A 23456-nucleotide genomic window follows, 5' to 3' on the forward strand; every position below is an offset into this window, starting at 1 on the left:
GATGCCATGTACACTTTGCCCGCAATGAACATCTTGTCATAAAATTCACTTACAATGCCCGTATTCCCATAAATACATTAATAAATGTAACTAGGCGTCGTCTATTCACGTTCCGATAGTAATTACTCTAAGCAGTGGGACCGCGTCATCCAGTCGGTAGGTTTTGACTCCCGATAACAAAATCCCAGCGAGGCCGCTAGGGGATGCAGGAGTCTTCAAATATTTGGTACAGACTAGGGTGGGGAACCTACACTGAGCGCGGTTCATAGTCCGATCCCATAGATCTGCCGTTGAGGAGTGACACGTGAGGCTGATGAGGATTGACTTCGGCGGCTACCGGCGGCTACACGACACTGGGTGCAATGTTGACAGCAAACTTATCGCTTTCATTGGCCCGAATGAAGCAGGTAAAAGTAGCGTTCTTCAAGGCCTGGCGGAGTTGAACCGTCTAAAGCCTTTCACAAGTTCGCAGATCGCAAGGCGAGGCGCTAAAAAGGGTGGTCAGATCGTTTCGGCAACCTTCATCCTTGGCGATAATGACATTACTGAGCTTGCCAAACGCGGAGTAATAGCCGAAGCCGGCACCCGAGAATCCCTACGGAAAATGATTGATGGCAGGCGAACCGTACTTTACGATCCGCCCATTTCGCGAAATTGGGACCACTTGAATGGGCTGTATGAAAAATATCTGCTCATGATTAAAGAGGTAATGAAATTAGATCCGTCCCTGCCCAAGAAGTTGGAAAGAAAATTTTCGGATCTTATCGTTATCCTAAAAAATCAGCAGGAAGCTTCCGATGAAAAGCTGGATTCAATCGAACTAGCTGAGGAGGAGTTGAGCCGCGCATCCGTAAAGTCCGCCAAAATTGGACCAGTAATTGAAGAGATTTTGGAAGAGCTAAGGTCATCTCCATTTTCGCGAGTTCAGGAATATATGAAGACGGGCCGCCCAGGCTTTATCCTGTATGACGCGAATCAGCGTCTACTGGAGACACGCTACGATCTCTCCGATGCAGAGGTAGCATTGGGTCCACCTCAGCCTCTTGTAGATGTTCTAGCATTGGCGAATTTGGACCTAGATGAGCTTGCAGCGGTGCTTGAATCCGGAAATCTTGCAAAAACAAAAACTTTACTGAAGGCCGGAAATAAAAAGCTACGTGAGCTAATTACTCCGGCTTGGCAGCAATCAGAGATTACTCTGCATTTAGAGAACGAGGGGAGTCATCTACTCGTTCTAGTGGACGAGCTTGACGAAAATGGTGCTGTCACCACACTTGACGAACGTAGTGACGGATTGCGGGCCTTCTTGGCAATGTTCTGTTTTGTTCTTGCTAGAACTCTGCGAAATCCAGCACCGTCCAACCCTGTAATCTTGTTGCTGGACGAAGCGGATCGGCACCTACATTATGATGCTCAAGCCGATCTAGTAAACGTTTTGATGGAGCAATCTGAAGTCAGTCAGGTCTTATATACAACGCATTCACCCGGATGCCTTCCCCCTGATCTGGGTACCTCCGTTCGCCTCGTTGAGCCAGACGCCGCTAGTCCAGATATCAGCCACCTGAGGAATGGTTTCTGGAGTTCGAGTGCAATCGGATTTAGCCCTCTTCTGGTCGCCATGGGAGCAGGCGCTGCCGCTTTTTCGGCATGCAGGAAGGCGGTGCTTGCCGAAGGAGCCACCGAAATGATCCTGCTCCCAACCCTAATCCGCTTAGCCACAAATCTGGCCTCGCTTGATTACCAAGTGGCGCCAGGTCTTTCAGGGCTGAAGAAAAATGGTCTTGGAGTGGATGAGATTGCGGCAAGGGTTGCATATCTTCTCGATGGCGATGCAGGTGGAATCGCTATAAAGAAGCTTCTTGAAGCGACCGGGGTACCGGAAGAAGTAGTTGTTTCACTTCCTCGAAATAAGGCTATTGAGGATCTCGTTTCAAGATCCTGCTATCTCGCAGCTTTCGAGCATATTCGCCAAGAGGGCTCCACGTCTGTCGTGCCGCTAGAAATCTCCGATAAGACGAGTTCTACACTTGGAAAACAGATCGAAGAGGCGGCCAAGTTGGGCGGCATCAAGGTTCCTGGCAAAATTGCCGTAGCAAATTACCTAGTACAAAATCCGCAAAAAATTGTTTTAACGGAGGCAAATCGTAGAACGCTTGTCGCTTTGCATGAAAGCTTCTGTAAGATTTTTTCCATTTAATTCTTATGGCAGGGCAAACTTCGTCGCCTAGTTTCTGGCAGCCGCAATGATGGCTGCCCTGCTTCTGGCAGCCATCATCAGGTCGTGCCGTCAAGGATGCCGTCGTGCTCATAGCGCATCTGCGTCAGCAGTAGGCTGCCGAGCCCCAACACACCGAGCGCGTATCGTTTAGCATCGTCGCGCTTTTGGATTCGATGCCGGTCTACATTACTCAGCGCCTGCGCGAACCCCATGCCGAGGAATCGCCAGCCCTCGAACTCGCCTGCCTGTTTACCGAGGCGATAGGCGCTGCTGTCGCCGAACACCTCTAGGTAGAGCTGCTTACCGACGAGGTTGTTGCCGTTCCTATCTTTCGGCTCGCCCGCCCAATTCCGGATATGGTTTTCCACGAAGATGGCGGTCTGGCTGGCCACCTTGCCCCACTCGCCGTCTTCAACCTCCGTTTTGATGTGAGCCCATAACTCTGGGTCAAATGCATGCTCGTCAATGGGCTCATCCCCACCCATGAGCTGCAACTCGTACAAAGCAGCATCGATCAGTCCAATGGCTTGGCTCACGCCGCCCTTACGGGCGTCGGCATACACCGAACCGGGCATTCCCGAATACGCCACCATTGGCGAGTAGTGGATCTTGTCGAACCTGGCGACAAGGTTATTTTCTTCCCCAAGCGAGCGAACGATGAGCATGCGAACGCGTGGACGCCATGAGTCGATGCCCTCCACGCGATGAAACAGGCCACGAGCTTCCGCCTCGGCCTTCAACTTGTTGAGTTCCTCGATAGCCACTGCGGGACGCATGCGGTGACCCTACTGCCTGCCCGGTGTACGGGCACCTGGGTTCCATCGCCCAAGCTCACCGTGTCCACTTCAAGAACCGCTCGAATAGTACGGCCGACGGAGTGGGGGGAAGGTCGAAAACTGCTTCGTCGAGACGACTCCACATGTAGGTGGCCAACTCGGGGAGAGGCATCTCGCCTCGGAGTGATTCACGGGCCGGATCGCAGGGCCACGTCTGGTCGCACACCACGCAGTCCCAGGAAGGACGCACGGCAGCGTGGTCGATGGTCATGGGGCCTTCGGTCCCTCGTAGACCCCAGGGGCAAGGCGCGAGAACCCGTTTCGGGGATCTTCCGCCAGCAGGGCCAGCAAAGGGATGGTCTGTCCAGAGAAGCGCTCAGTTTCCGTAGCACCCCATTCGTCGATCTGGGGCGAGCCATTCTCGGTTACCAGTTTCCACTTGGCCCGTGACATTAGTTCCCGCTTTCCACGTTGGCGCGTTCCAACAAGTCGGATTCATATGTTCATGCTCGTACAAGCTTGTTCTAGGACGTACAAAGACGTAGTTAGTGTTATTTGGTCGATGGCGGTCATTTACCTTCGGGATGTGATCGAGCCAGATGGACCTGTGCCGCCCTATCTCCAGCTCGCCGACATCCTTGCCGGGCGGATTGCTCGCGAGGATTGGCAGCCCAACCGGCCGATTCCGAGCGAGTTTCAGCTTGTCCAGGAGTTCGGGGTGGCGCGCGGAACCGCGCGCCGTGCCGTGGCGGTACTTCGTGAGCGCGGTCTGGTTTTCACTGTGCCGCACCGAGGAACGTACGTTGCGAAGGCTGCACCCGGACCTGCTGACGAGGGCTGATCACCGCCCTGACTCCCGAACTGTGGGTCACGGTTCGATCGTCTCGTCGATGATCCACTGCACGTAGGCGGGATTGCCGAAGAACGTCATTGCGACGACGGATGGAACCTCGTAAGGGTGCTCGCGGTTCGCTCGGTCGATGATGTGGGGGACGAGGCTGCTCCGAGTGTGCAGCACGACCCGTGCCTCCGGCTTGTCGTAAATCTCGCCCTGCCAGCGATAGATGGACCGGATGGGCTCGATGACGTTACCCGATGCAACGAGCCGGTCATTCACCAAGCGTCGAGTGAATTCGATGAGCCAATCGACCTCAGGCGCGTTGATGAAGACTTCGCACACTTCGTCGCTCATGCTGCTTCTTTCTCATCGCGGAGCTTGGTGATCGTGTCGCGGGCCTCGTCTTCGGTGCGCGCCATGCCGCCGTAGCCGGTGACGATTTTCCCGTCATGGCTTACGCCTACCCATCGCCCTTCGAGGCGCTGCCCGTGCGGGTGGAGCACGAAGTACAGCGTGCCCTTGGACCGGATGGAGCCGTCATCGGCTGCGTACCACCCCATGAGGACTTCGTTGTCCCAGACGCGCAGCTCGCCGCGCCAGTGGTAGCCGCCGTCCTCGACCGGCCTTCCCCGGGCGATGGTCTGAAGGCTGATCAGGTCGCCCTGCTGGCGAAGCTGCACCGGCTGTACGGCGATTACCTCCTTTGAGTCCTTGAAGCTCTGCCAGGACGTCCACCAGTCGCCCGACAGGTTCACCTTGTGGCTCGGGATGCCGGCTAGCTCGCCGACCGAGATTTTGAGTGCGTTCGCGATCGCCACCGCGACCGACAGCACGGGTTGCTGTTCGCCTGCCTCGTAGCGCCTGATCTGCCGCTTGTCCACTCCGGCAGCGGTAGCTAGGTCGACCTGGGACATACCCAGCTCGGCCCGCCGCTGGCGGAGGACGTCTGCCATCTCCATGCCCCCATCTTCCGGGGACGGATGAGTCCCTGCAAGGAGACCCCTCGGTCCCTGATGGGACGGATTGGTCCTTGAAATAGGGACGGATGAGTCTTCATGATCTGGGGGACGGATAAGTCCCCTCCTTGGGGACCTGCAAGTCACAACATGCCTGTGCTCCCTGCTCAGCATGGCTTTGGCAAGTGAGTTCCACGGCGGTTCCGGTGCGCCTGCTCCTCAGGCAGGAAGGCCGGTACGTGCCTTGTTCTCTGACAACTGCTCCACCAGGGCTCGTGGCTTCCCTCCGAATAAGGCCACCGCGCGCCGGGCTCAGGTGCGGCGCACCCCTCAACCCTTTCGCTGGTCGGCGCGGCATCCGCCGTGTCGGCCCTGCTCCTGGAGGACTTCCCGTGAGGGATTTCGACTTCATCACCGAGCCGACCGCCGCCGACCTGGCCGCGATCGAGTCGGAAGAACCGCTGCTCAACGCCGAGTTCGAGTGGCTGCTCGCTGAGATGAACCTGCTGACCGCGATCGAGCGTGGCCGGGTGGACGAGCTGGACACGCGCCGGGTGCGCCGCGCCGAGCGTGCGGTGATCCGCGAGACGTTCGCTCACGTGGCCCGGCTGACCCGGTCGACGTCCACGCCCCACGCCGCCTGATGGCCCGCAACCGCATCCCGCGCTCGCTCGGCGAGTGCCTGACTTGCTGGGAGAACCGATGACCACCACCACAACCGGTAGCGCCTACCCGCGCACCGTCGACGAGCTGATCCCGCACGCCCGCGACTTGGCCGACCGGCTCGGCACGCTGCCGAGCCGCAACACGTTGATGAAGACCTTCCGCGTCGGCTCCCACAAGGCCAACGCGCTGCTCACCGCACTTGCCCCCGCCCCGGCCGTGCCCGTGCCGGCCGATCCCGAGCCGGTCGAACCGCCCCCGGCCGCCGACCCGGTGCCGCTGGTGGTGCCGGACGAGATGCCCCCGCTGCTCGATGCGCCCCGCCCGGTCGCCGAGCCGGTCACCGTCGCTCCGGACGCACCTGAGAAGGAGCCGGAGCCGAAGCGGCGCCGCCCGGTCGTATGGCCGGTCCTGATTCTGTGTCTGCCCGCGTTCGTCGCGATCTGGGGCGGCTGGGTGGAAATGGGCAAGCTGACCGGCTTCGGCATGGTCACCCTGCTACCCGGCATCGCCGACTTCCAGATCAACACGGCGATCACGCTGCCGATCGGCGTCGAGACGTACGCCGCGTACGCGCTCTACGCGTGGCTATCGGGTCTGGCTACCGGCGAGGCTCGGGCGTTCGCGAAGTGGTCGGCGCTCGCGTCGCTGCTGCTCGGCGGACTCGGTCAGGTCGCCTATCACCTGATGGCCGCCGCCGGGTGGACCACTGCCCCGTGGCAGATCACCGCGGCTGTCTCCTGCATCCCGGTCGCCGTGCTCGGCATGGGCGCGGCCCTGGCTCACCTGATGCACAAGAGCAAGTAGCTCCGCCCGACGGCACGGCCCAAGGCCTGCAAGCAACGCGCCGTGCCGTCGGTCACCCCTTCAGTCACCAGGACCTTCAGGAGGTCACCAGTATGGCAAGCAACGGCATGGCCGCGACATTCGCCGCTGTGTTCATCGCCCTGTGGGTAGCCCATCAGGTCGCCGATCACTGGATCCAGACGCAATACCAGGCCGACCGCAAGGGGCATCCCGGTTGGTCCGGCCGTATCGCCTGCGCCGCTCACGTGACCAGCTACACCGCCACGGCGGCCGTCGCCGTCGTCGCCCTGGCCGTCGCGCTCGACCTGCACCTGAGCCCGTGGCGTGTCGTGGCCGGGCTGACGGTCTCTGCGGTCACGCACTACATCGCCGACCGGCGTACGCCGTTGAAGCGGCTCGCCGTGCTGCTCGGCGCTGACCGGTTCTACGCCCTCGGCGTTCCCCGGCCCGGCCGCGACGACAACCCGTCGCTCGGGACCGGCGCGTACGCCCTGGATCAGTCCTTCCACTACGCGTGGCTGTTCGTCGCTGCGCTGATCATCGCCTGAGCGGAAGCCTGCTGATGACCACACAGGATCTGATCACCGGTCCGGCGACCCGGACCGAGTCCGCCGTCTACCCGATGCCCGCGCCCGACGATGACGCCCGGTTCACCCTCGGGCTGACCCTCGACATCGGCAAGGTGCTCGCCGCGCACGGCTACCCGCCGATCCGGTCCGGCACGGACCACGTGCGCTTGCAGTCGGCCCTTTTCGGCTTTCTCTACACCCTCACCCCGGCGGCATCGCCGCTGCTCTACCCCCTCGCAGACCCGGGCACGAGCGACGCAACGGAGGACCGTCCGTGAGCGACAACCCGACTCCCAACCCTGACGGATTCGACTGGCACGCTGCCGAAGCGGACGTGTCGGACCGGCCCGCCGCCGACGTGGTGGACCTGGACTCGGCCCGCGCCCGAAAGGCCGGTACCGGGTCCGGCGACACGCACTACACGGTCGCCCTGGACGATGAGCCGACGCCCGGCGGGGCACCGGTGGACCCGCCGCCGACCGGGTCCGCTGGACGGATCCCGATCGTGCCGGTGGGCTGGAACACCTGGCCGAACATCAAGCACAGCACGCGGCAGGCTACCGCGATCGGTCTCTACCGGCTCGGTTTCCACACGCTGCGCTCGCCCTGGTACGCGCTGCTAGCCGCGTTCTGGTCGATCGTCGGCCTGTTCCGAATGCTCGGCCGCCAGATCAAGTGGTGGTGGGTCACGGAACAGTACGGGCTGCGGCAAGCCGCCGCTGACACCAACGATCCGGCGATGTGGCTCAAGCTGCACCGGGAGGTCAAAGCCACCCGCCTGTGGCGCGGCCTCGTGCTGCTGGCCGGGCTTCTGATCCTGCTGATCGGCGGACCGATCCTGTACGTGAACGCGCCGACGTGGGCGCTGCTGCTGACCGGTGCTGGCGTGGTGGCGTTCCTGGCCCACATCGGCCGCCCCGACGACCGGCCGATCATCACCCCGGCCACCGTCGCCGGCCGATTCCGCCGGATCGACCCGGACATCATCTTGCGGGCGCACTACGCTGCCGGGCTCGGCCACCCGGACCGGCCGCGCCAGCAAATCGCGTTCGGCTCGACGATGGCCCGCGACTCGGCCAACACCGGCTCTCAGGTCACCATCGACCTGCCGTACGGCAAGACGTTCGACGACGTCATCAAGGCCAGGGGTGCGATCGCGTCCGGCCTCGACGTCTCGATCAACCAGGTGTACATCAGCCGCGACCCCAGCTCGCACCGGCGGCACGTGCTGTTCGTCGCCGACCGTGACCCCCTGGCCATCCCGGCGGGGCGTACGCCGCTGCTGGACTGCAAGCCGCGTGACATCTGGCAGCCTGCCCCGTTCGGCAAGGACGAGCGGGACCGCAACGTCGGCCTGCTGATGATGTGGATCAGCGTCCTGGTCGGCGCTCAGCCACGTAAGGGCAAGACGTTCGCCACGCGGCTGCTGGCGCTTTACGCCGCGCTCGATCCGTACACGGTGCTGCTGCTGGCCGACGGCAAGATGTCGGCGGACTGGGACAAGTTCCGGCTGATCGCGCACCGGTTCGTCTGCGGCGTAGTGCCGAACTCCCGCGACAACGACCCGATCGAGCATCTGCTGGAGATGCTGCGGGAGGTCAAGAAGCACATCGAGGACGTGAACGACTTCCTCGCTTCACTTCCGACCTCGGAGTGCCCGGAGGGCAAGCTCACCCGTGACCTGTCGCGTAAGTACCCGCTGCTGCGGGTGTGGGTGCTGGTCATGGAGGAGTTCCAGACCTACTTCGAGACCGATGACCAGGATCTCAACAAGGAGATTGCGGCGCTGCTGTCGTTCATCATGGCCGTCGGTCCGTCGGCGGGGGTGATCATCCTGTCGTCGTCGCAGAAGCCGTCCGGCGTCGGCGCTGGCGACGTGGGCCGGTTGTTCAACCGCTACCGCGACAACCACGGCGTACGGTTCGCGCTGCGCTGCGGTAACCGCATCGTCAGTGAGGCCGTGCTCGGTGGTGACGCCTACGCTGAAGGCTTCGACGCGTCCGCGCTGCCCAACGGCAAGCAGTACGCGGGGGTGGGCATCCTCTACGGCCACAGCGACGACACCGCCACCGTGCGGACCTACCTCGCTGATCACACCGACGCCGAGCGGATTCTGACCGCCGCCCGCAAGCACCGCGAAGCGGCCGGCACTCTCACCGGCGACGCTGCCGGAGAGAAGGTCGCTCGGGAACTGCGTGACAGCCTCGCCGATGTCCGGTCGGTGTTCCTGCCCGGTGAGCCGGGCCTGCACTGGGGCACTGTCGCCGAGCGCCTGGCCGACCGGTTGCCGGAGCACTACGCCGACGCCACCGCCGACGCCGTCTCGGCACTGCTCCGCGAGCATGTACCGAGCGTGAGCGTCAAGGTCAAAGGAACCGTGTCGCGTGGCTGCCGGTTGGCCGACATCGACACCGCGATCGGCCGTCGCAAGAGCGCTTGATCGGTAGCGGATCTCCCGCTACCGGTAGCGCGACCGCTACCCCTACCCGCTACCGGCCTGGTCAGCACAGACATAGGCCGGTAGCGGGTAGCGCGAGCGCCCCTCTCACCAGCGAGAACCGCTCTGGAGGCATCTCCGTGTCCTTCCACGCCGCTACCGCTACCCCCGCCGATGGCCCGTCCGGCATCCTGTTCGGACTGTTTTTCATCACTGCTGTGCTGGTAACGCTCGGTTATGGTCTGGGCTGCTGGCTCTGGCCGTTCGGGGCCTGCCGCCGATGCCACGGCACCGGCAAACGCCGCTCCCCGTTCGGTAAGGCATTCGCCCTGTGCCGACGCTGCCACGGCGACGGCCGCCGCCTGAGGATCGGCCGCCGGATCATCAACAGCCTGCGCGAGGTACACGACAAGGGCACCCGATGACCGCGCGCACGATGGCCCGCCTTCAGCGACGCGCCATCGATCACACCGACTGGTGCGCCCGTGATCACCGGTGCGGCATCGACACACACCGGTCGCCGGACGTCATCGCCGACGCCACCGGCGGACGAGGCGTCATCACCCGTGTCCGGGCCGTTGACCGCGACTACGCCGAGATCACCATCCGCGTACGCCTCGACCACCGCGACCCGATCGCCGTCCGACAGGTCGGCCTCACCCTGCACCTGATCCGCCGCCTCATCCAGGGCGTCAACGCCATGCGTCCGAACAGCCTGACCAGCGGCACCCCGCGACCGGCGATCGGCCGCAAGGCCGCCTGATGATCCGGCCTGCCGTGTGCGGCCACTGGATCGGCGGCGACAGCCGGTACTGCCTCGCCACCGACCACGTCCGCCGCTACCTGCCCGGACCGCGCTGTCCCGAGCACACCCCGGCCGCCCTGCTCGGCCACCCGGAAGCGCCGTCCGACGTCAACCTGTGGGAGTCGTCCATGTCCGACCACGCCCCGACGCTGCCCGCCGCCCTGGCGCTGGCCGCTGAGGGCTACCCCGTTTTCCTGCTCGGCCGCCGCAAACGGCCGGTTGCCAACTGCCCTGCCTGCCCGAAAGCCGAAGCCGACAACGCCCACGACCCGGAAGCCTGCGACCACCTGACCTGCCACGGCTTCTACGCCGCCACCCGCGACCCGAAGCAGATCGCTGCCATGCACCATCGGGTGCCGGGTGGCCTGCTGGCGATCCGGACCGGTCGCGTCTGTGACCTGGCGGTGGTCGACATCGACCCGCGCAACGGCGGCACCATCGACCACCAGGTCATGCCGCCCACCCGCGCCGTGCGGACCGGCTCCGGCGGTTGGCACCTGTACTACCGGCATCCCGGTGGCGCCCTGGCCGCGAAGCTGGCCGGACACCCCGGCGTCGATCTCAAAGCCGACGGCGGCTACATCGTGGCTCCGCCGTCGACCCACCCCGACACCCGGCAGCCTTACCGCCGCATCGGGGACCGGGACCTGGCCGAGATGCCCCCGCCGCTGGTCGCGTTGTGCCGGCCGATTCCCGCGCCGACCGCGTTACCCGTTGGCACGGTGACGCCACTGCGCCGGGGGGAGGGCATCTCGGACCCCGCCGCGCTGCTCGACGCGAACCTACGGGCGGTCGCCACCGCTCCTGAGGGCCACCGCCGCAACGTCCTCTACGGCGCGGCACGCGGCATCGCTCGCATGGTCGCCGCCGGAGCGCTCACCCCCACCGACGCCTACACCGCGCTCTATCAGGCCGGACGTGCCGCCGGACAGACCGACCGGGACACCCGCACGGCCATCACGGGCGGCTTCCGCGCCGAAGCCGTCCCCACGGAAGGGATCGCCGCATGACCCAGCTCCATCGGGTGATCGAAGGAACCGCCATCCTCGATCGCCTCCACCAGGCGCTCACCCGCTACGTCGTCCTGCCGTCGCCGGAAGCGATCGACGCCGTCGTGTTGTGGGTCGCCGCCAGTCACGCCGTACCCGCTTGGGCCTACGCGCCCCGGTTGGTCATTCGCGCCCCGGAGAAACGGTGTGGCAAGTCGAGGCTGCTCGACATCGTGGAAGGGACGTGCTTCAACCCACTGATCACGGTCAACGCGTCACCGGCCGCCGTCTACCGGTCGATCGGCACCGACGACCCGCCGACGATCCTGCTCGACGAGGCCGACACGATCTTCGGTGGCAAACAGGCGGAAGCCAACGAGGATCTACGCGGCCTGCTCAACGCTGGTCACCAGCGCAACCGGCCCACCATTCGATGGGACAACGCCCGCAACCGGATGGAGAAGATCGGCACGTTCGCCATGGCCGCGCTCGCCGGTATCGGGCAGATGCCCGACACCATCGAGGACCGAGCCGTTGTGATCCGGATGCGCCGCCGGGCCAACGGCGAAAAGGTCGCACCGTACCGGCAGCGCCGCGACGGCCCAGGACTTCAGCAGATCGCCAACGACCTCAACCAGTGGATTCGTGGTCACCTGCCCGCGTTGGAACGCGCCGAGCCGACCATGCCGCTGGAGGACCGGGCAGCCGACACGTGGGAACCGCTGATCGCCGTCGCCGACCTGGCCGGAGGTGACTGGCCCGGCCGGAGCAGGCACGCCGCCGAATCGCTCACCGCCGAACGCGACGGCCATACCGTCACCTCCGACCGGATCCGTCTGCTGACCGACTGCCGCGCCGCTTTCGGCCAGCACGACGCGATCCCGACCGCCGTCTTACTCGACCGGCTCAAGACCGACCCCGAAGCGCCGTGGGCCGACTACGGCGGTACCGGCCTGAGCGCGATGAAACTCGGCTCGCTGCTCCGCGAGTACGACATCACCTCCGGCAACGTCCGCTTCACCACCGGACAGGCCAAGGGCTACCAGCGCGCCGACTTCACCGACGCGTGGCAGCGCTACTGCCCCGACCCCGATGGAGAGGCGTCCCAGCCGTCCCAGCCGTCCCCTCCCAGCTCAGCACCGGGACGGCTCGCCAAGGTGGTACGGCTCAAGCCGTCCCAACCCGCCCTCGACGACGGGATGCCCCCGCCCCCGGCCGACGCCACCGGGACGGCTTGAGCCGTCCCGCTCCCCCAGCCGTCCCAGCCCTGACCTGCACCGGGACGGGTGGGACGGCTGGGACGACTCACCCCGACGGACCACCTCTCGGACCCCTCTCCTTGGAGGTATCGCCCCTGTGAATGCCCGCGTCTACGACTTCACCCCGCGTACCAGCCCGACCGCACCCACCGATGCGGAGACGCCCGCCCCGGTCGGCCGCGTGGTGTACACCGTCAAGGAGGTCGCCGGGATGCTCTCGCTCAACCTGGGCGGCACCTACGCCCTGATCCGCTCCGGAGAGATCCCCGCGATCAAGTTGGGCGGCCGATGGGTCGTCCCGAGGGGTCGTTTCCACACCTGGCTGGAAACCTGCCACGCCGAGCCCGAATCGGTCGCGCCCGTCGGCCTCGCCCCGATCGAGCAGGCGCACGCCGAAGTGCTCGCCGCCATCACGCGTCGCCGTAGCCGGCGCGGAGCCTGACCCCAGCGTGACCCCGGCGGGTGCGGCCATCCCGACATGGCCGCACCCACCGGCATGCCATCCCGCGACGACATCCCACTCAGAGGAGATCCGCCACCATGGGTCACGTAACCCCGACACCGGCAGGCAATTGGCGTGCCAACTGGCGCGACCCTTCCGGCAAGCAGAAAGCCAGGACGTTCAAGACCAAGAAGGCAGCCAATGCCCACCTCGCCGACGTCGAAAACAGCAAGCACCGAGGTACCTACGTCGATCCGGACGCGGGCAAAGTCCGGTTCGCTGACTTCGCCGCGCGCTGGCTTCTCGGCCGCGAGGTCGAGGCCCGGACGGCGGAACGCACGATGTCGCTACTGCGGACGCACCTCATCCCCCGGTGGGGCACCTTGCAGCTCGCGCAGATCGACTACATGTCGGTTCAGCATTGGGTGGTGGACCTGGGTACCAAGCTCGCTCCGCCGACCGTCTCCAAGTGCTACGGCCTCTTAAAGGCCATTCTGGACACAGCGGTCCGGGCGCGCATCCTGCCGTTCAATGCGGCTGAGGGTGTGAAGGTGCGCCGGGAGGCACGCGAAGCCACCCCGCGTTCTTCGGCGATCACCCGTGACGAATTTTTCGGCAAGCTGTTGCCGGCCGTGCCCGTCCGGCACAAGGCGATCGTCTGTCTGGCTGCGGGAGCCGGTCTGCGCTGGGGAGAGTGCGCCGGACTGACGTGGGGCGCCCTTGAACTCGACGTTGCCACGGTGCGCGTGGTCCAGGTCGCCGAGGAGACGCCCCAGGGCGTGACCCTCCGGCCGTACCCGAAGACGAAGTCCGGTGTTCGCACCGTGCCGCTCCCCTCGTTCCTGAAAGCGGAACTGTGCGCCCATCTCGGTCGGTTCGGCGAGCGGCCCGCGCCGACCGATCTCGTCTTCCAGACCCGACACGGCAGACCGATCCTCCGGGGCAACTTCCGCCGGGAGGTGTGGAATCTCGCGCTCGCTCGCTCCGGCCTGCCGACGACCCTTCGGTTTCACGATCTACGGCACTCGTACGCGACGTGGCTCATCTCCGACGGAGTACCCGTCAACGCCGTACAGAAGGTCATGGGGCACGCCAACGCATCCACGACCCTCGACCGCTACACCCACGCCCCGACCGACTATCAGGCGCTTGTCCGGGACGTTTTCGACCCCTCTGCTGACGATCTGCTGACTTTTCCGGCCCCGGACCGCTCGGACGATGACGACGAGGGTGGGGCAGCCTTGCCGATACCTGCATAGAAACGCGATCGGGGGTCGGTCCCGGATAGGGAACGACCCCCGTCGGGGGAGACGGGGGCCGTCCTTGGATTCGGCTCCGGGGGGGGTCGAGCCGAATCGCCCGGTGATCGCGGGGGGCGCAATCACCGGAAACCGATATGACTCACCGCAGTGGTGACAGCACTAAGTCGGTAGCAAACACAAGTTTGCCTCAGTATCGGGCTCCCCGTCGAGTACCGAAAATCGCCCGCTCGGGCACTCCCGGCCCGCCTGACCGTTTTCACTGCGCGTCACCGGCGGGCGCGTCGGACGCGCGGGGCGGCCCTGGCGCGCGGTTGCGGCTACACTTTCGGCCCGTGGGCTTGAGCGCCGCGTTTTTCGACCTCGACAAGACCGTCATCGCCAAGTCCAGTGCGCTGGCTTTCGGACGGCCGTTCTATCGTGACGGCCTGATCAGCCGCCGTGACGTGGTGAAAACCGCCTATGCCCAGCTGATGTTCCGGCTGGGTGGCGGCACCGATGAGCAATCGATGGCACGCACCCGCGACTACATGGCCGCCCTGTGCAAGGGCTGGAGTGTGGAACAGGTGCGGCAGATCGTCGCCGAAACGCTCAACGATCTCATCAACCCCTATGTCTACGCCGAGGCCGCCGCACTGATCGCCGAGCATCAGGCCGCTGGTCGGGACGTGGTTCTGGTCTCCGCCTCGGGTGACGAGATGGTCCGCCCGATCGGTGCCCTGCTCGGCATCACCGATGTCATCGCGACGCGAATGGCCATCACCGACGGTCGATACAGCGGCATGGTGGAGTTCTACGCGGCCGGCCCGGCGAAGGCGGTCGGGGTGCGCGAATTGGCCGGCGAGCGCGGCTACGACCTGACCGAGTGTTACGCCTATTCGGACTCCAGCAGCGATCTGCCCCTGCTGGAGGCGGTCGGTCATCCGAGCGCGGTGAATCCGGATCGCGCGCTACGCCGGGTCGCCACCCAGCGCACCTGGCCGATTCTCGAATTCCGCCACCCGGTGCCGCTCGGAAAGCGTCTTCGCGACCGTCCGGCGGTTCCGGTCGCCGCGGCTTTGAGCGTCGGCGTGGGGGTGGCGATCGGGGTGGCCCTTTACGGCCGTCATCGCCGCATCCGGGCAGCGGCCACCACGGCCCCTTAGACCCATTTTCCGGTACGCCACAGCAAGGAACCGTCGCCACCACGCGAGCGATGCGCGGCACGGGACCGACCCGCGACCGCCGGGCCGATTGCGGTGGTCACCGTCGAAATCCGGCGTGGCATTCCACGGTGCCTCCCGGCGCTGTGGTCCGGCGCCGCGCGCTTCCCGGCGTACAAAAATCGGTCTGAGTATTAAAGGTCCTGCTCCCGGGGTTGCCAGAAATCTGGTGATCTTGGGTTGGGCGGCGTAGAAATGGGAGTGCGGGGCCCGTTGATTCGGGAACCGTGCACGGCCACCGGGAACCCACGCGCGATCAGCCACGTTTGGCACGTTGCGACGGGACCTCCGCCTCTCGCAGGCCCAGGACCGTCGACAACGACCCAGGTGCACGCCTGATAACCCGGTCCGGACGCGCAAAGCCGGCGCCCCCGCGAGGGACGCCGGCTCTTTTTCTGCGTGCCGGACCCGGATCAGCTCTCCCGTAGCCGGGCCAGCGTCGTGACCATCCGGTCGTCGATGCCGGGTGGGCCGGGGAAGATCCGGGTGGCGGCGCGCTGGTGGGCCAGCCCGTGCAGGCCGAGCCAGAGCGCGATCGTGTCGGTGGCCGGATCGGTGCTGGTGGAGATGCCCGCGGCCACGCACCCGGCGAACGCCTCGCCGAGCAGGCCCAGGCAGTCCGCGCCGAGTTCGACGAGATCCTGCTCGGTCACCGAGCTCTCGCCCAGCACCGGGATCCACAGGCCGCCGAACATCGTGCGGTAGCGCTGCGGGTGGGTGCGGGCGAAGTCCAGGTACGCATGGCAGATCGCGTGCAGCCGGGCCGCCGGATCGTCGCCGGCCGCGTCCAGTGCGGTGCTCAGCGCGACCGTCAGCTCCGCGAACGCGCTGCGCACGACGGCCAGCATGACGGCTGGCTGGTCCGGGAAGTGCGCGTAGATCGACGGCGCCGCGATCCCGGCCCGCCGGGCGATCGAGCGCAGCGTGAGGGTGCGCTCGTCACCGGACTCGTCGAGCAGATCCACGGCTGCTCTGACGATCTCGTCGCGCAGCAGCGCCCCCTGGCCCCGCCGGTTGCGGACTCTGTTTTCCATGCTCAGAACCTTACAGGCAAAAGCTTATGCCCGTAAGCTTGCGACCGTTAGGTTACGTGTGTAAGTTTATCGGCATCGCTACCGAGATCGGAGTTCCGAGATGAGCAGCACCGCCACCGAGATCGTTCTGCCCGGCAAGGTCGAGCCCACCGGCCTGGAGATCCGCGTCCGGGAGCTGCCCGCCCCCGCCGCCGGCCAGGTGATCCTGCGGATGGACGCGACCGGCGTCTCCTTCGCCGAGCAGCAGATGCGCCGGGGGAAGTACTACGACCAGCCGGCGTTCCCCTTCGTCCCCGGCTACGACGTGGTCGGCACGGTCACCGCGGTCGGCCCCGGTGTCGACCCGGCCATGGTCGGCGGGCGCTACGCGGCGGTCACCAAGATCGGCGGCTGGGCCAGCCTGCTGCGGCTCGACGCCGCCGATCTGGTGCCGGTGCCGGACCGGCTCGACCCCGCCGAGGTGGAGACGGTCGTGGTCAACGGCATCACCGCCTGGCAGATGCTGCACCGCGTCGCCAAGGTCCGCCGGGGCGGCACCATCGTGGTGCTCGGTGCCAACGGCGGTGTCGGTTCGACCCTGGTCCAGCTGGCCCGGCACGCCGGCATCACGGTGATCGGCACCGCCGCGGCCCGGCACCACGAGATGGTCCGCGAGCTGGGCGCCACCCCGGTCGACTACCGCGGCCCCGGTCTCTACGCCCGGATCCGCGAGCTGGCGCCGGACGGGGTGGACGCGGTCTTCGACCACGTCGGCGGCGACGGCCTGGTCGAGTCCTGGCAGCTGCTGCGCCGCGGCGGCACCCTGGTGTCGTACGGCACGGCGACCAGCAAGGACGTCGAGGGCAACTCGCAACTGCCGGTGCTGAAGCTGTTCGGCCGCCTGATGCTCTGGAACTACCTGCCCAACGGCCGGGGCGCCCACTTCTACAACTTCTGGGCCGGTCGCCGCTTCACCCTGAAGGCCTTCCGCAGCCGTCTCCGCACCGACCTGACCGAGGTCCTGAAGCTGCTGTCGGCCGGTGTCGTCACCCCGCAGGTCGCCGCCCGCATCCCGCTGTCACAGGCCGGCACCGCCCTGACCCTCGCCGAGTCCCGCACCGTGGCCGGCAAGGTCGTCCTGCTCCCCGACGCCGCCTAGACGCCGGTCGCGGTCTGATGCCGGCCGCGAATCTCCTGGTAGACGGCTCGGAAGAGTTTGGGGCGGGCGTGGAAGTCGACGCCCTGGGCCCACAGTTCGGTGTTGACGGTGGCGCCGTCGTGGCGCTCGATCACCACCGTCATGTCCTTCTGCAGCTCCCACCGGCCCAGTTTGTGAATGGACTGGTGCAGGTGCACACCGGCGATGTCGTGCCAGTGCATCCGCCGGGAGCGCACCAGGCCACGGATCAGCAGGCCGTGGCTGCTGACGTAGACGCCGTGTTGCAGGATCCGCCACGCGCCGATCACCCAGACCAGGCCGAGCACCACGGTGATCGCCTTGACGCCGTGCCCGATCAGGTCGAACTGACGGATCGAGGCCCAGGTGAGGAAGCCGAGTGCGACCGCCTCCCAGGCGATCACGAGCCAGCGGCCGGTTCCGGGCGGGTAGGGGCGGATCCAGTACGAAGCCACGAGATGAAGTATGCCGCCGCTTATACGCCGGCCAGCACCCGATCCCCGATGACGGTGATTTCCTCAGCGCCCGCGGTGATCGCGGCCGCGTAGTGCCGCAGCCACGACCGGACGCCGTCCGGGGTGCCGGTGGCGTAGGCGCCTGCCGATCCGACGTACTCCGGTTCCCGGTCCCGATGACCGACCTCGACGGCGACCAGGCCGCGTGGGTCGAAGCCCCGGCCGACCAGGGTGAGGCGGGCGGCCGCCCGGGCCACCACACCGGCCGGACCGGCGAACGGGCGCAGCGTGATCAGCTCCGCGTGCACGACGGCGGCGAGCAGCATCGGCGGGGTGGTCTGATTGCCCGCGACCAGTCCGGCAAGGGCGTCGATCCGGTCCGCGCCGGAGGTGAGACGGCCCAGATCGTGGTCGTGCACCACACCACGGGCGGCGAGCACGTGCAGTTTCGCGAGGACCTGGCGAGGCGCGCGGGACCAGAGGTCGACCAGTCCGGGCAGGGCCTCGGCGACACGCAGGGCGCCCTGCACCACGGGATCGGTGACCGTTCCCCCGCGTACCTCATCGAGATCGAAGGTGTTGCCTTCCAGGGCCGCGCTCGCGACCGCGACGCGCAGGCTGACTTCGGCGGCGACCGGACCGCCGTGCTTGCGCAGGGCGCGGTGCCGGTGCGCGGCGTCGACGGACTCGCGGGCGGCGGCGAAGGCGGGCCCGACATCGGCCAGATCGAGCAACGGGGCTAGTGGATCCACGTGACCACGGTAATGAACGCCGCCGGCGGTAAAACAGCGGAAACATGGGGTGCACAAACGCGCTCGTAACTGGCAAGATTCGCGCAGTAGCGAGCATCGATGCGCCAGTCAGCGCGCGCACGAGACCATCGGGCGCGCGCCGGGTCGCAAACCGCTCCGGCGCAACTAGTGTGCAGTGAAGAGATCCCGGTCACGGCAGAGGAGCCGCTCTCATGAGTGAGACATTGGAGAATCTGTACTCGGAGAAGCGGCAGTTTCCGCCGCCCGCCGACCTCGCGGCGAACGCGAACGTCAAGGCGGACGCGTATGAGGAGGCGGCCTCCGACCGCCTCGCGTTCTGGGCGAAACAGGCCGAGCGCCTGAGCTGGGCCAAGCCATGGGACGAGGTCCTGGACTGGTCGAACCCGCCGTTCGCCAAGTGGTTCGTCGGTGGCGAGCTGAACATCGCGTACAACTGCGTGGACCGCCATGTCGAAGCCGGTCACGGTGACAAGGTCGCGATCCACTGGGAGGGCGAGCCCGGCGACACTCGCACGGTCACCTACGCCGAGCTGCTGAAACTGGTCAGCCAGGCGGCCAACACGCTCACCGACCTGGGTGTGACGGCCGGCGACCGGGTGATGATCTACCTGCCGATGATCCCGGAGGCCGCGGTGGCGATGCTCGCCTGCGCCCGGATCGGCGCCACCCACAGCGTGGTGTTCGGCGGGTTCTCGGTGGAGGCGCTGGCCACCCGGATCGACGACGCCGACGCCAAGGTGGTGATCACCGCGGACGGTGGTTATCGGCGTGGCAAGCCGTCGGCGCTCAAGCCCACCGTCGACGAGGCGGTCGGCCGCACCGACAAGATCCAGCACGTGCTGGTGGTCCGGCGTACCGGCCAGGAGGTCGCCTGGACGGAGAAGGACAAGTGGTGGCACGAGACGGTCGAGCAGGCCAGCCCGGTGCACGAGGCGCAGGCGTTCGAATCCGAGCACCCGCTCTTCATCCTCTACACCTCGGGCACCACCGGTAAGCCCAAGGGCATCCTGCACACCACCGGCGGTTACCTGACCCAGACCTCGTACACACATCACGCGGTCTTCGATCTGAAGCCGGAGACCGACGTCTACTGGTGCACCGCCGACATCGGCTGGGTGACCGGGCACTCCTACATCGTCTACGGGCCGCTCTCCAACGGCGCGACCCAGGTGATGTACGAGGGCACCCCGGACACCCCGGACCGCGGGCGGTTCTGGCAGATCGTCGACAAGTACAAGGTGTCGATCCTCTACACCGCGCCGACGCTGATCCGCACCATGATGAAGTGGGGCGAGGACATTCCGGCGAAGTACGACCTGTCGTCGCTGCGTGTGCTCGGCAGCGTCGGTGAGCCGATCAACCCGGAGGCCTGGATCTGGTACCGGGAGCACGTCGGCCGGGAGCGCACCCCGATCGTGGACACCTGGTGGCAGACCGAGACCGGCTCGATCATGATCTCGCCGCTGCCCGGCGTGACCGCGGCGAAACCGGGTTCGGCGATGACCGCGCTGCCCGGCATCGGTGTCGACGTGATCGACGACCAGGGCCAGTCGGTGCCGAACGGCGGCGGTGGCTTCCTGGTGCTGACCGAGCCGTGGCCGTCGATGCTGCGCACCATCTGGGGTGACGACCAGCGCTTCATCGACACGTACTGGTCCCGGTTCGAGGGCTTCTACTTCGCCGGCGACGGTGCGAAGAAGGACGAGGACGGCGCGCTCTGGCTGCTCGGCCGGGTCGACGACGTCATGCTGGTCTCCGGGCACAACATCTCGACGACCGAGGTGGAGTCGGCGCTGGTGTCGCACCCGGCGGTGGCCGAGGCGGCCGTGGTCGGCGCGACCGACCCGACGACCGGTCAGGCGATCGTCGCGTTCACCATCCCGCGCGGCAATGTGGACAGTTCCGGCGATGCGGGCGAAGAACTCATCAAGGAACTGCGCAACCACGTCGCCAAGACGCTCGGCCCGATCGCCAAGCCGCGGCAGATCATGCTGGTGGCGGAGCTGCCGAAGACCCGCTCCGGCAAGATCATGCGGCGCCTGCTGCGGGACGTGGCGGAGAACCGGTCGCTCGGTGACGTGACCACGCTGCAGGACTCGACGGTGATGGACCTGATCTCGTCCGGGCTGAAAACGGCCAAATCCGAAGACTGATATGCGTGAATAAAGGCTGGCAGAGTGTAATCTCTGCCAGCCTTTTGCGTAGTATGCCGGTTCTTGCGTTATGGCAAGGTCATATCGAATAACCGTTGGTCATCAATATCCTCGACGTTCCCCGAACATCGGCTCCTTTGCATACGTTCACCTTTCACGCCGGAAACCCGTTCCCCCGGGACCCCGGCTGTCGAAAGCGGAGGTAAACGTAGTGCGCAAGGTGGTCGCAGGACTGCTCGGCGCCGTGGTCGTGACCGGAGTCGGAGCCTTCGCCCCGGTCCAGGTCATGGCGGCGCCACCATCGGAGTCCGCGCCGGAGTCGGCTCACGTCGACGATCACGATCTGCCCAACCCTCTCGAGGAGAAGCGCCGCGCACTGCGCGAGCAGGCGGTCTCCGAGGTGTTCAGCGGGAACGCCAAGGTCGAGACCCGCAACGGCAGCAAGGTCGTCAACCTCGGCAAGACGTACGGCAAGGGCGGTTTCGGGCACCCCGGCAAGAACCAGTACGTCGAGCTGGCCCGGGAGAAGACCGACAAGATCTTCGTGATCCTGACCGAGTTCGGCAACGAGCGTCACCCGAACTTCCCGGACCAGGACACCACCACTCAGTACGCCGGACCCTCCACATTCGAGGGCCCGCTGCACAACGCCATCCCGGCACCGGACCGCAAGGTCGACAACAGCACCATCTGGCAGTCGGACTACTCGCCCGACTACTTCCGGAAGCTGTACTTCGGTACCGGTAAGAACACCGAGTCGGTCAAGACCTACTTCGAGACCCAGTCGTCCGGGCGGTACAGCGTCGACGGCCAGGTCTCCGACTGGGTCAAGGTCAAGTACAACGAGGCCCGGTACGGCCGGTCGAACGACAACCCGGCCGACGAGAACGGCGACGACCCGAACGTCTGCGCCAGCAGCAACTGCACCAACGTGTGGGCGCTCGTCCAGGACGGCGTCAACAACTGGTACGCCGATCAGAAGGCCGCCGGCAAGACCGAGGCCCAGATCAACGCCGCGCTCGCCGAGTACGACGTCTACGACCGTTACGACTACGACGGTGACGGCAACTTCAACGAGCCCGACGGATACCTGGACCACTTCCAGATCGTCCACTCCGGCGGCGACCAGGCCGACGGTGACCCGTACCAGGGCGAGGACGCGATCTGGAGCCACCGCTGGTACGCCTACAACAGCAACATCGGCCTCACCGGCCCGAACTTCAACAAGCTCGGTGGCGCCAAGGTCGGTTCGAGTGACCTGTGGGTCGGCGACTACACGGTGCAGCCGGAGAACGGCGGCCTGAGCGTCTTCGTCCACGAGTACACCCACGACCTGGGTCTGCCGGACGACTACGACACCAGCGGTCTCGGCGACAACAGCAACGAGTACTGGACGCTGATGGCGCAGAGCCGGCTCAGCGCCAAGAACGACCAGGGCATCGGCACCCGCCCCGGCGACCTCGGCGCCTGGAACAAGCTCCAGCTCGGCTGGCTCGACTACGAGCTGGTCAAGGCGGGCACCAAGAAGGTCGTGAACCTGGGCCCGCAGGAGTTCAACACCAAGAAGAAGCAGGCCCTCGTGGTCCAGCTGCCGGACAAGCAGGTCACCACCGACCTCGGGCAGCCGTACGCGGGCACCAAGCAGTTCTTCTCGGGTAACGCCGACGACCTGAACACCTCGCTGTCGAAGACGGTCGACCTGACCGGCAAGACCAGCGGCAGTGTCTCGCTCAAGGGCCGCTACTCGATCGAGGCCGACTACGACTACCTCTACGCCGAGGCGTCCACCGACGGCGGCGCCAACTGGGTCAAGCTCAACGGCACGGTGGCGGGTGCTCCGTTCGTCGCCGACGGTGCGGGCAGCCCGGCGATCACCGGTTCGTCGAACGGCGCGTGGGTCGACATCAACGTCCCCCTCGACGCGTACGCCGGTCAGAAGATCGACTTCCGGCTGCACTACCTGACCGACGGTGGCGTTTCCGAGGGCGGCTTCTTCGGTGACGAGCTGACCGTGACCGCCGACGGGGCGGTCGTCTCCACCGAGGGCGCCGAGGGCACCTCGACCTGGACCCTGGGCGGCTTCACCATCGTGGGCAACTCGGTCAGCCAGGGTTACCCGCACTTCTACATCGCGGGCAACCGCACCTACACCTCGTACGACAAGTACCTGGAGACCGGCCCGTACAACTTCGGCTGGGCCAACTCCAAGCCGGACTGGGTGGAGCACTACAACTACCAGCAGGGTCTGCTCATCTCCTACTGGGACACCTCGCAGGCGGACAACAACACCAACGTCCACCCCGGTGAGGGCCGCAACCTGATCATCGACGCGCACCCGAAGCCGGTCCTGAACCCGACCGGGGTTCCGTGGCGGTCCCGGGTCCAGGTCTACGACGCGCCGTTCGGCTTCTGGCCGACCGACGGCATGACGCTGCACCTGAACGGCGCGAAGTCGGTCGTCAAGCCGCAGCTCGGCAAGCCGGTCTTCAACGACAAGGACAAGTACTTCTACGAGGAGCTGCCGAACCACGGCGTCAAGCTCCCCGCGGTCGGCGTGAAGATCGCGGTGCTCGGCCAGTCCGGCACCTCGGTGACCGTGGCCACGTACTGATTTTTCAACGCGACGCCCGGGGGATTCCCCGGGCGTCGTTGTATTTCCGGGAAC

General features: G+C 65.9%; 23 protein-coding genes. 17 read left to right on the plus strand and 6 right to left on the minus strand.

Going from position 1 to position 23456, the window contains the following annotated elements:
* Nucleotides 1-313: 313 nt before the first annotated feature.
* The gene (locus Aco03nite_RS33605) at nucleotides 314-2197 is read left to right on the plus strand and encodes an AAA family ATPase (protein ID WP_239145669.1); all 1884 of its coding nucleotides are present in this window, start codon (nucleotides 314-316) and stop codon (nucleotides 2195-2197) included.
* Nucleotides 2198-2274: 77 nt separating this feature from the next.
* Here the strand turns inward: Aco03nite_RS33605 and Aco03nite_RS33610 are convergent, their stop codons facing one another.
* A complete protein-coding gene (locus Aco03nite_RS33610) occupies nucleotides 2275-2994 on the minus strand; it encodes a TIGR02391 family protein (RefSeq protein ID WP_203802354.1) in 720 nt (239 codons plus the stop codon).
* 562 nt (nucleotides 2995-3556) lie between these two features.
* On the opposite strand from Aco03nite_RS33610, the gene Aco03nite_RS33615 reads away from it, so the two are divergent.
* Nucleotides 3557-3835, plus strand: coding sequence for a GntR family transcriptional regulator (locus Aco03nite_RS33615; RefSeq protein WP_203802355.1), 279 nt, complete (start codon nucleotides 3557-3559; stop codon nucleotides 3833-3835).
* A 27-nt stretch (nucleotides 3836-3862) separates the two neighbouring features.
* Here the strand turns inward: Aco03nite_RS33615 and cutA are convergent, their stop codons facing one another.
* Both cutA and Aco03nite_RS33625 read right to left on the minus strand, forming a co-directional pair.
* Nucleotides 3863-4186, minus strand: coding sequence for a divalent-cation tolerance protein CutA (cutA, locus tag Aco03nite_RS33620; protein WP_203802361.1), 324 nt, complete (start codon nucleotides 4184-4186; stop codon nucleotides 3863-3865).
* Nucleotides 4183-4791, minus strand: a complete 609-nt coding sequence (locus Aco03nite_RS33625; RefSeq protein ID WP_203802363.1) for a helix-turn-helix transcriptional regulator — start codon at nucleotides 4789-4791, stop codon at nucleotides 4183-4185. Before Aco03nite_RS33625 ends, cutA begins: the two co-directional genes overlap by 4 nt.
* A 389-nt stretch (nucleotides 4792-5180) precedes the next feature.
* On the opposite strand from Aco03nite_RS33625, the gene Aco03nite_RS33630 reads away from it, so the two are divergent.
* The 12 genes from Aco03nite_RS33630 (at nucleotide 5181) to Aco03nite_RS33685 (ending at nucleotide 15163) form a co-directional block, all read left to right on the plus strand.
* The gene (locus Aco03nite_RS33630; RefSeq protein ID WP_203802365.1) at nucleotides 5181-5432 is read left to right on the plus strand and encodes a DUF6284 family protein; all 252 of its coding nucleotides are present in this window, start codon (nucleotides 5181-5183) and stop codon (nucleotides 5430-5432) included.
* Between the two features lie 58 nt (nucleotides 5433-5490).
* Nucleotides 5491-6258, plus strand: coding sequence for an ABC transporter permease (locus tag Aco03nite_RS33635; RefSeq protein ID WP_203802368.1), 768 nt, complete (start codon nucleotides 5491-5493; stop codon nucleotides 6256-6258).
* A 92-nt stretch (nucleotides 6259-6350) separates the two neighbouring features.
* Nucleotides 6351-6806, plus strand: a complete 456-nt coding sequence (locus Aco03nite_RS33640) for a DUF3307 domain-containing protein (RefSeq protein ID WP_239145661.1) — start codon at nucleotides 6351-6353, stop codon at nucleotides 6804-6806.
* A gap of 14 nt (nucleotides 6807-6820) precedes the next feature.
* On the plus strand, nucleotides 6821-7105 hold the full coding sequence (locus Aco03nite_RS33645) for a hypothetical protein (protein WP_203802371.1): 285 nt from the start codon (nucleotides 6821-6823) through the stop codon (nucleotides 7103-7105).
* Nucleotides 7102-9267, plus strand: a complete 2166-nt coding sequence (locus tag Aco03nite_RS33650) for a cell division protein FtsK (RefSeq protein WP_203802373.1) — start codon at nucleotides 7102-7104, stop codon at nucleotides 9265-9267. Before Aco03nite_RS33645 ends, Aco03nite_RS33650 begins: the two co-directional genes overlap by 4 nt.
* Before the next feature lie 137 nt (nucleotides 9268-9404).
* Nucleotides 9405-9689, plus strand: coding sequence for a hypothetical protein (locus Aco03nite_RS33655; RefSeq protein ID WP_239145662.1), 285 nt, complete (start codon nucleotides 9405-9407; stop codon nucleotides 9687-9689).
* Nucleotides 9686-10027, plus strand: coding sequence for a hypothetical protein (locus Aco03nite_RS33660; protein WP_203802375.1), 342 nt, complete (start codon nucleotides 9686-9688; stop codon nucleotides 10025-10027). The genes Aco03nite_RS33655 and Aco03nite_RS33660 overlap by 4 nt, the downstream gene beginning before the upstream one ends.
* Nucleotides 10027-11079, plus strand: coding sequence for a bifunctional DNA primase/polymerase (locus Aco03nite_RS33665; protein ID WP_203802377.1), 1053 nt, complete (start codon nucleotides 10027-10029; stop codon nucleotides 11077-11079). Before Aco03nite_RS33660 ends, Aco03nite_RS33665 begins: the two co-directional genes overlap by 1 nt.
* Nucleotides 11076-12296 carry a DUF3631 domain-containing protein gene (locus tag Aco03nite_RS33670; protein WP_203802387.1) on the plus strand — a complete coding sequence of 407 codons (1221 nt, stop codon included), beginning with the start codon at nucleotides 11076-11078 and terminating at the stop codon, nucleotides 12294-12296. The genes Aco03nite_RS33665 and Aco03nite_RS33670 overlap by 4 nt, the downstream gene beginning before the upstream one ends.
* A gap of 118 nt (nucleotides 12297-12414) precedes the next feature.
* The gene (locus Aco03nite_RS33675; protein WP_239145663.1) at nucleotides 12415-12759 is read left to right on the plus strand and encodes a helix-turn-helix domain-containing protein; all 345 of its coding nucleotides are present in this window, start codon (nucleotides 12415-12417) and stop codon (nucleotides 12757-12759) included.
* A 98-nt stretch (nucleotides 12760-12857) separates the two neighbouring features.
* Nucleotides 12858-14018 (plus strand): tyrosine-type recombinase/integrase, encoded by a 1161-nt coding sequence (locus Aco03nite_RS33680; protein ID WP_203802390.1) that lies wholly within the window; start codon nucleotides 12858-12860, stop codon nucleotides 14016-14018.
* 335 nt (nucleotides 14019-14353) lie between these two features.
* Nucleotides 14354-15163 (plus strand): HAD family hydrolase, encoded by an 810-nt coding sequence (locus Aco03nite_RS33685; protein WP_203802392.1) that lies wholly within the window; start codon nucleotides 14354-14356, stop codon nucleotides 15161-15163.
* A gap of 470 nt (nucleotides 15164-15633) precedes the next feature.
* Here the strand turns inward: Aco03nite_RS33685 and Aco03nite_RS33690 are convergent, their stop codons facing one another.
* A complete protein-coding gene (locus Aco03nite_RS33690; RefSeq protein WP_203802393.1) occupies nucleotides 15634-16254 on the minus strand; it encodes a TetR/AcrR family transcriptional regulator in 621 nt (206 codons plus the stop codon).
* 100 nt (nucleotides 16255-16354) lie between these two features.
* On the opposite strand from Aco03nite_RS33690, the gene Aco03nite_RS33695 reads away from it, so the two are divergent.
* Complete coding sequence (locus Aco03nite_RS33695; RefSeq protein WP_203802394.1) at nucleotides 16355-17392, plus strand: medium chain dehydrogenase/reductase family protein; 1038 nt, start codon at nucleotides 16355-16357, stop codon at nucleotides 17390-17392.
* Here Aco03nite_RS33695 and Aco03nite_RS33700 read toward each other — a convergent pair.
* Together Aco03nite_RS33700 and Aco03nite_RS33705 are read right to left on the minus strand one after the other, a co-directional pair.
* The gene (locus tag Aco03nite_RS33700; protein ID WP_203802395.1) at nucleotides 17389-17865 is read right to left on the minus strand and encodes a PH domain-containing protein; all 477 of its coding nucleotides are present in this window, start codon (nucleotides 17863-17865) and stop codon (nucleotides 17389-17391) included. The two genes, Aco03nite_RS33695 and Aco03nite_RS33700, sit on opposite strands and share 4 nt — an antisense overlap.
* A gap of 20 nt (nucleotides 17866-17885) precedes the next feature.
* Nucleotides 17886-18617 (minus strand): Fic family protein, encoded by a 732-nt coding sequence (locus Aco03nite_RS33705; protein ID WP_203802396.1) that lies wholly within the window; start codon nucleotides 18615-18617, stop codon nucleotides 17886-17888.
* Between the two features lie 212 nt (nucleotides 18618-18829).
* Between Aco03nite_RS33705 and acs the strand changes: the two genes are divergently transcribed.
* Complete coding sequence (acs, locus tag Aco03nite_RS33710; RefSeq protein WP_203802408.1) at nucleotides 18830-20791, plus strand: acetate--CoA ligase; 1962 nt, start codon at nucleotides 18830-18832, stop codon at nucleotides 20789-20791.
* 286 nt (nucleotides 20792-21077) lie between these two features.
* Nucleotides 21078-23402 (plus strand): immune inhibitor A domain-containing protein, encoded by a 2325-nt coding sequence (locus tag Aco03nite_RS33715; RefSeq protein ID WP_203802543.1) that lies wholly within the window; start codon nucleotides 21078-21080, stop codon nucleotides 23400-23402.
* Nucleotides 23403-23456 lie beyond the last annotated feature (54 nt).

Source organism: Actinoplanes couchii (assembly GCF_016862075.1).
GTDB lineage: Bacteria > Actinomycetota > Actinomycetes > Mycobacteriales > Micromonosporaceae > Actinoplanes > Actinoplanes couchii.

Bases quoted from the DNA above. Each gene is read 5' to 3' on its own strand.
- Aco03nite_RS33605 (WP_239145669.1), top strand. From the start codon at position 314: ATGAGGATTGACTTCGGCGGCTACCGGCGGCTACACGACACTGGGTGC.
- Aco03nite_RS33610 (WP_203802354.1), bottom strand. From the start codon at position 2,994: ATGCGTCCCGCAGTGGCTATCGAGGAACTCAACAAGTTGAAGGCCGAG.
- Aco03nite_RS33615 (WP_203802355.1), top strand. From the start codon at position 3,557: ATGGCGGTCATTTACCTTCGGGATGTGATCGAGCCAGATGGACCTGTG.
- cutA (WP_203802361.1), bottom strand. From the start codon at position 4,186: ATGAGCGACGAAGTGTGCGAAGTCTTCATCAACGCGCCTGAGGTCGAT.
- Aco03nite_RS33625 (WP_203802363.1), bottom strand. From the start codon at position 4,791: ATGGAGATGGCAGACGTCCTCCGCCAGCGGCGGGCCGAGCTGGGTATG.
- Aco03nite_RS33635 (WP_203802368.1), top strand. From the start codon at position 5,491: ATGACCACCACCACAACCGGTAGCGCCTACCCGCGCACCGTCGACGAG.
- Aco03nite_RS33640 (WP_239145661.1), top strand. From the start codon at position 6,351: ATGGCAAGCAACGGCATGGCCGCGACATTCGCCGCTGTGTTCATCGCC.
- Aco03nite_RS33645 (WP_203802371.1), top strand. From the start codon at position 6,821: ATGACCACACAGGATCTGATCACCGGTCCGGCGACCCGGACCGAGTCC.
- Aco03nite_RS33660 (WP_203802375.1), top strand. From the start codon at position 9,686: ATGACCGCGCGCACGATGGCCCGCCTTCAGCGACGCGCCATCGATCAC.
- Aco03nite_RS33665 (WP_203802377.1), top strand. From the start codon at position 10,027: ATGATCCGGCCTGCCGTGTGCGGCCACTGGATCGGCGGCGACAGCCGG.
- Aco03nite_RS33670 (WP_203802387.1), top strand. From the start codon at position 11,076: ATGACCCAGCTCCATCGGGTGATCGAAGGAACCGCCATCCTCGATCGC.
- Aco03nite_RS33680 (WP_203802390.1), top strand. From the start codon at position 12,858: ATGGGTCACGTAACCCCGACACCGGCAGGCAATTGGCGTGCCAACTGG.
- Aco03nite_RS33690 (WP_203802393.1), bottom strand. From the start codon at position 16,254: ATGGAAAACAGAGTCCGCAACCGGCGGGGCCAGGGGGCGCTGCTGCGC.
- Aco03nite_RS33695 (WP_203802394.1), top strand. From the start codon at position 16,355: ATGAGCAGCACCGCCACCGAGATCGTTCTGCCCGGCAAGGTCGAGCCC.
- acs (WP_203802408.1), top strand. From the start codon at position 18,830: ATGAGTGAGACATTGGAGAATCTGTACTCGGAGAAGCGGCAGTTTCCG.
- Aco03nite_RS33715 (WP_203802543.1), top strand. From the start codon at position 21,078: ATGGCGGCGCCACCATCGGAGTCCGCGCCGGAGTCGGCTCACGTCGAC.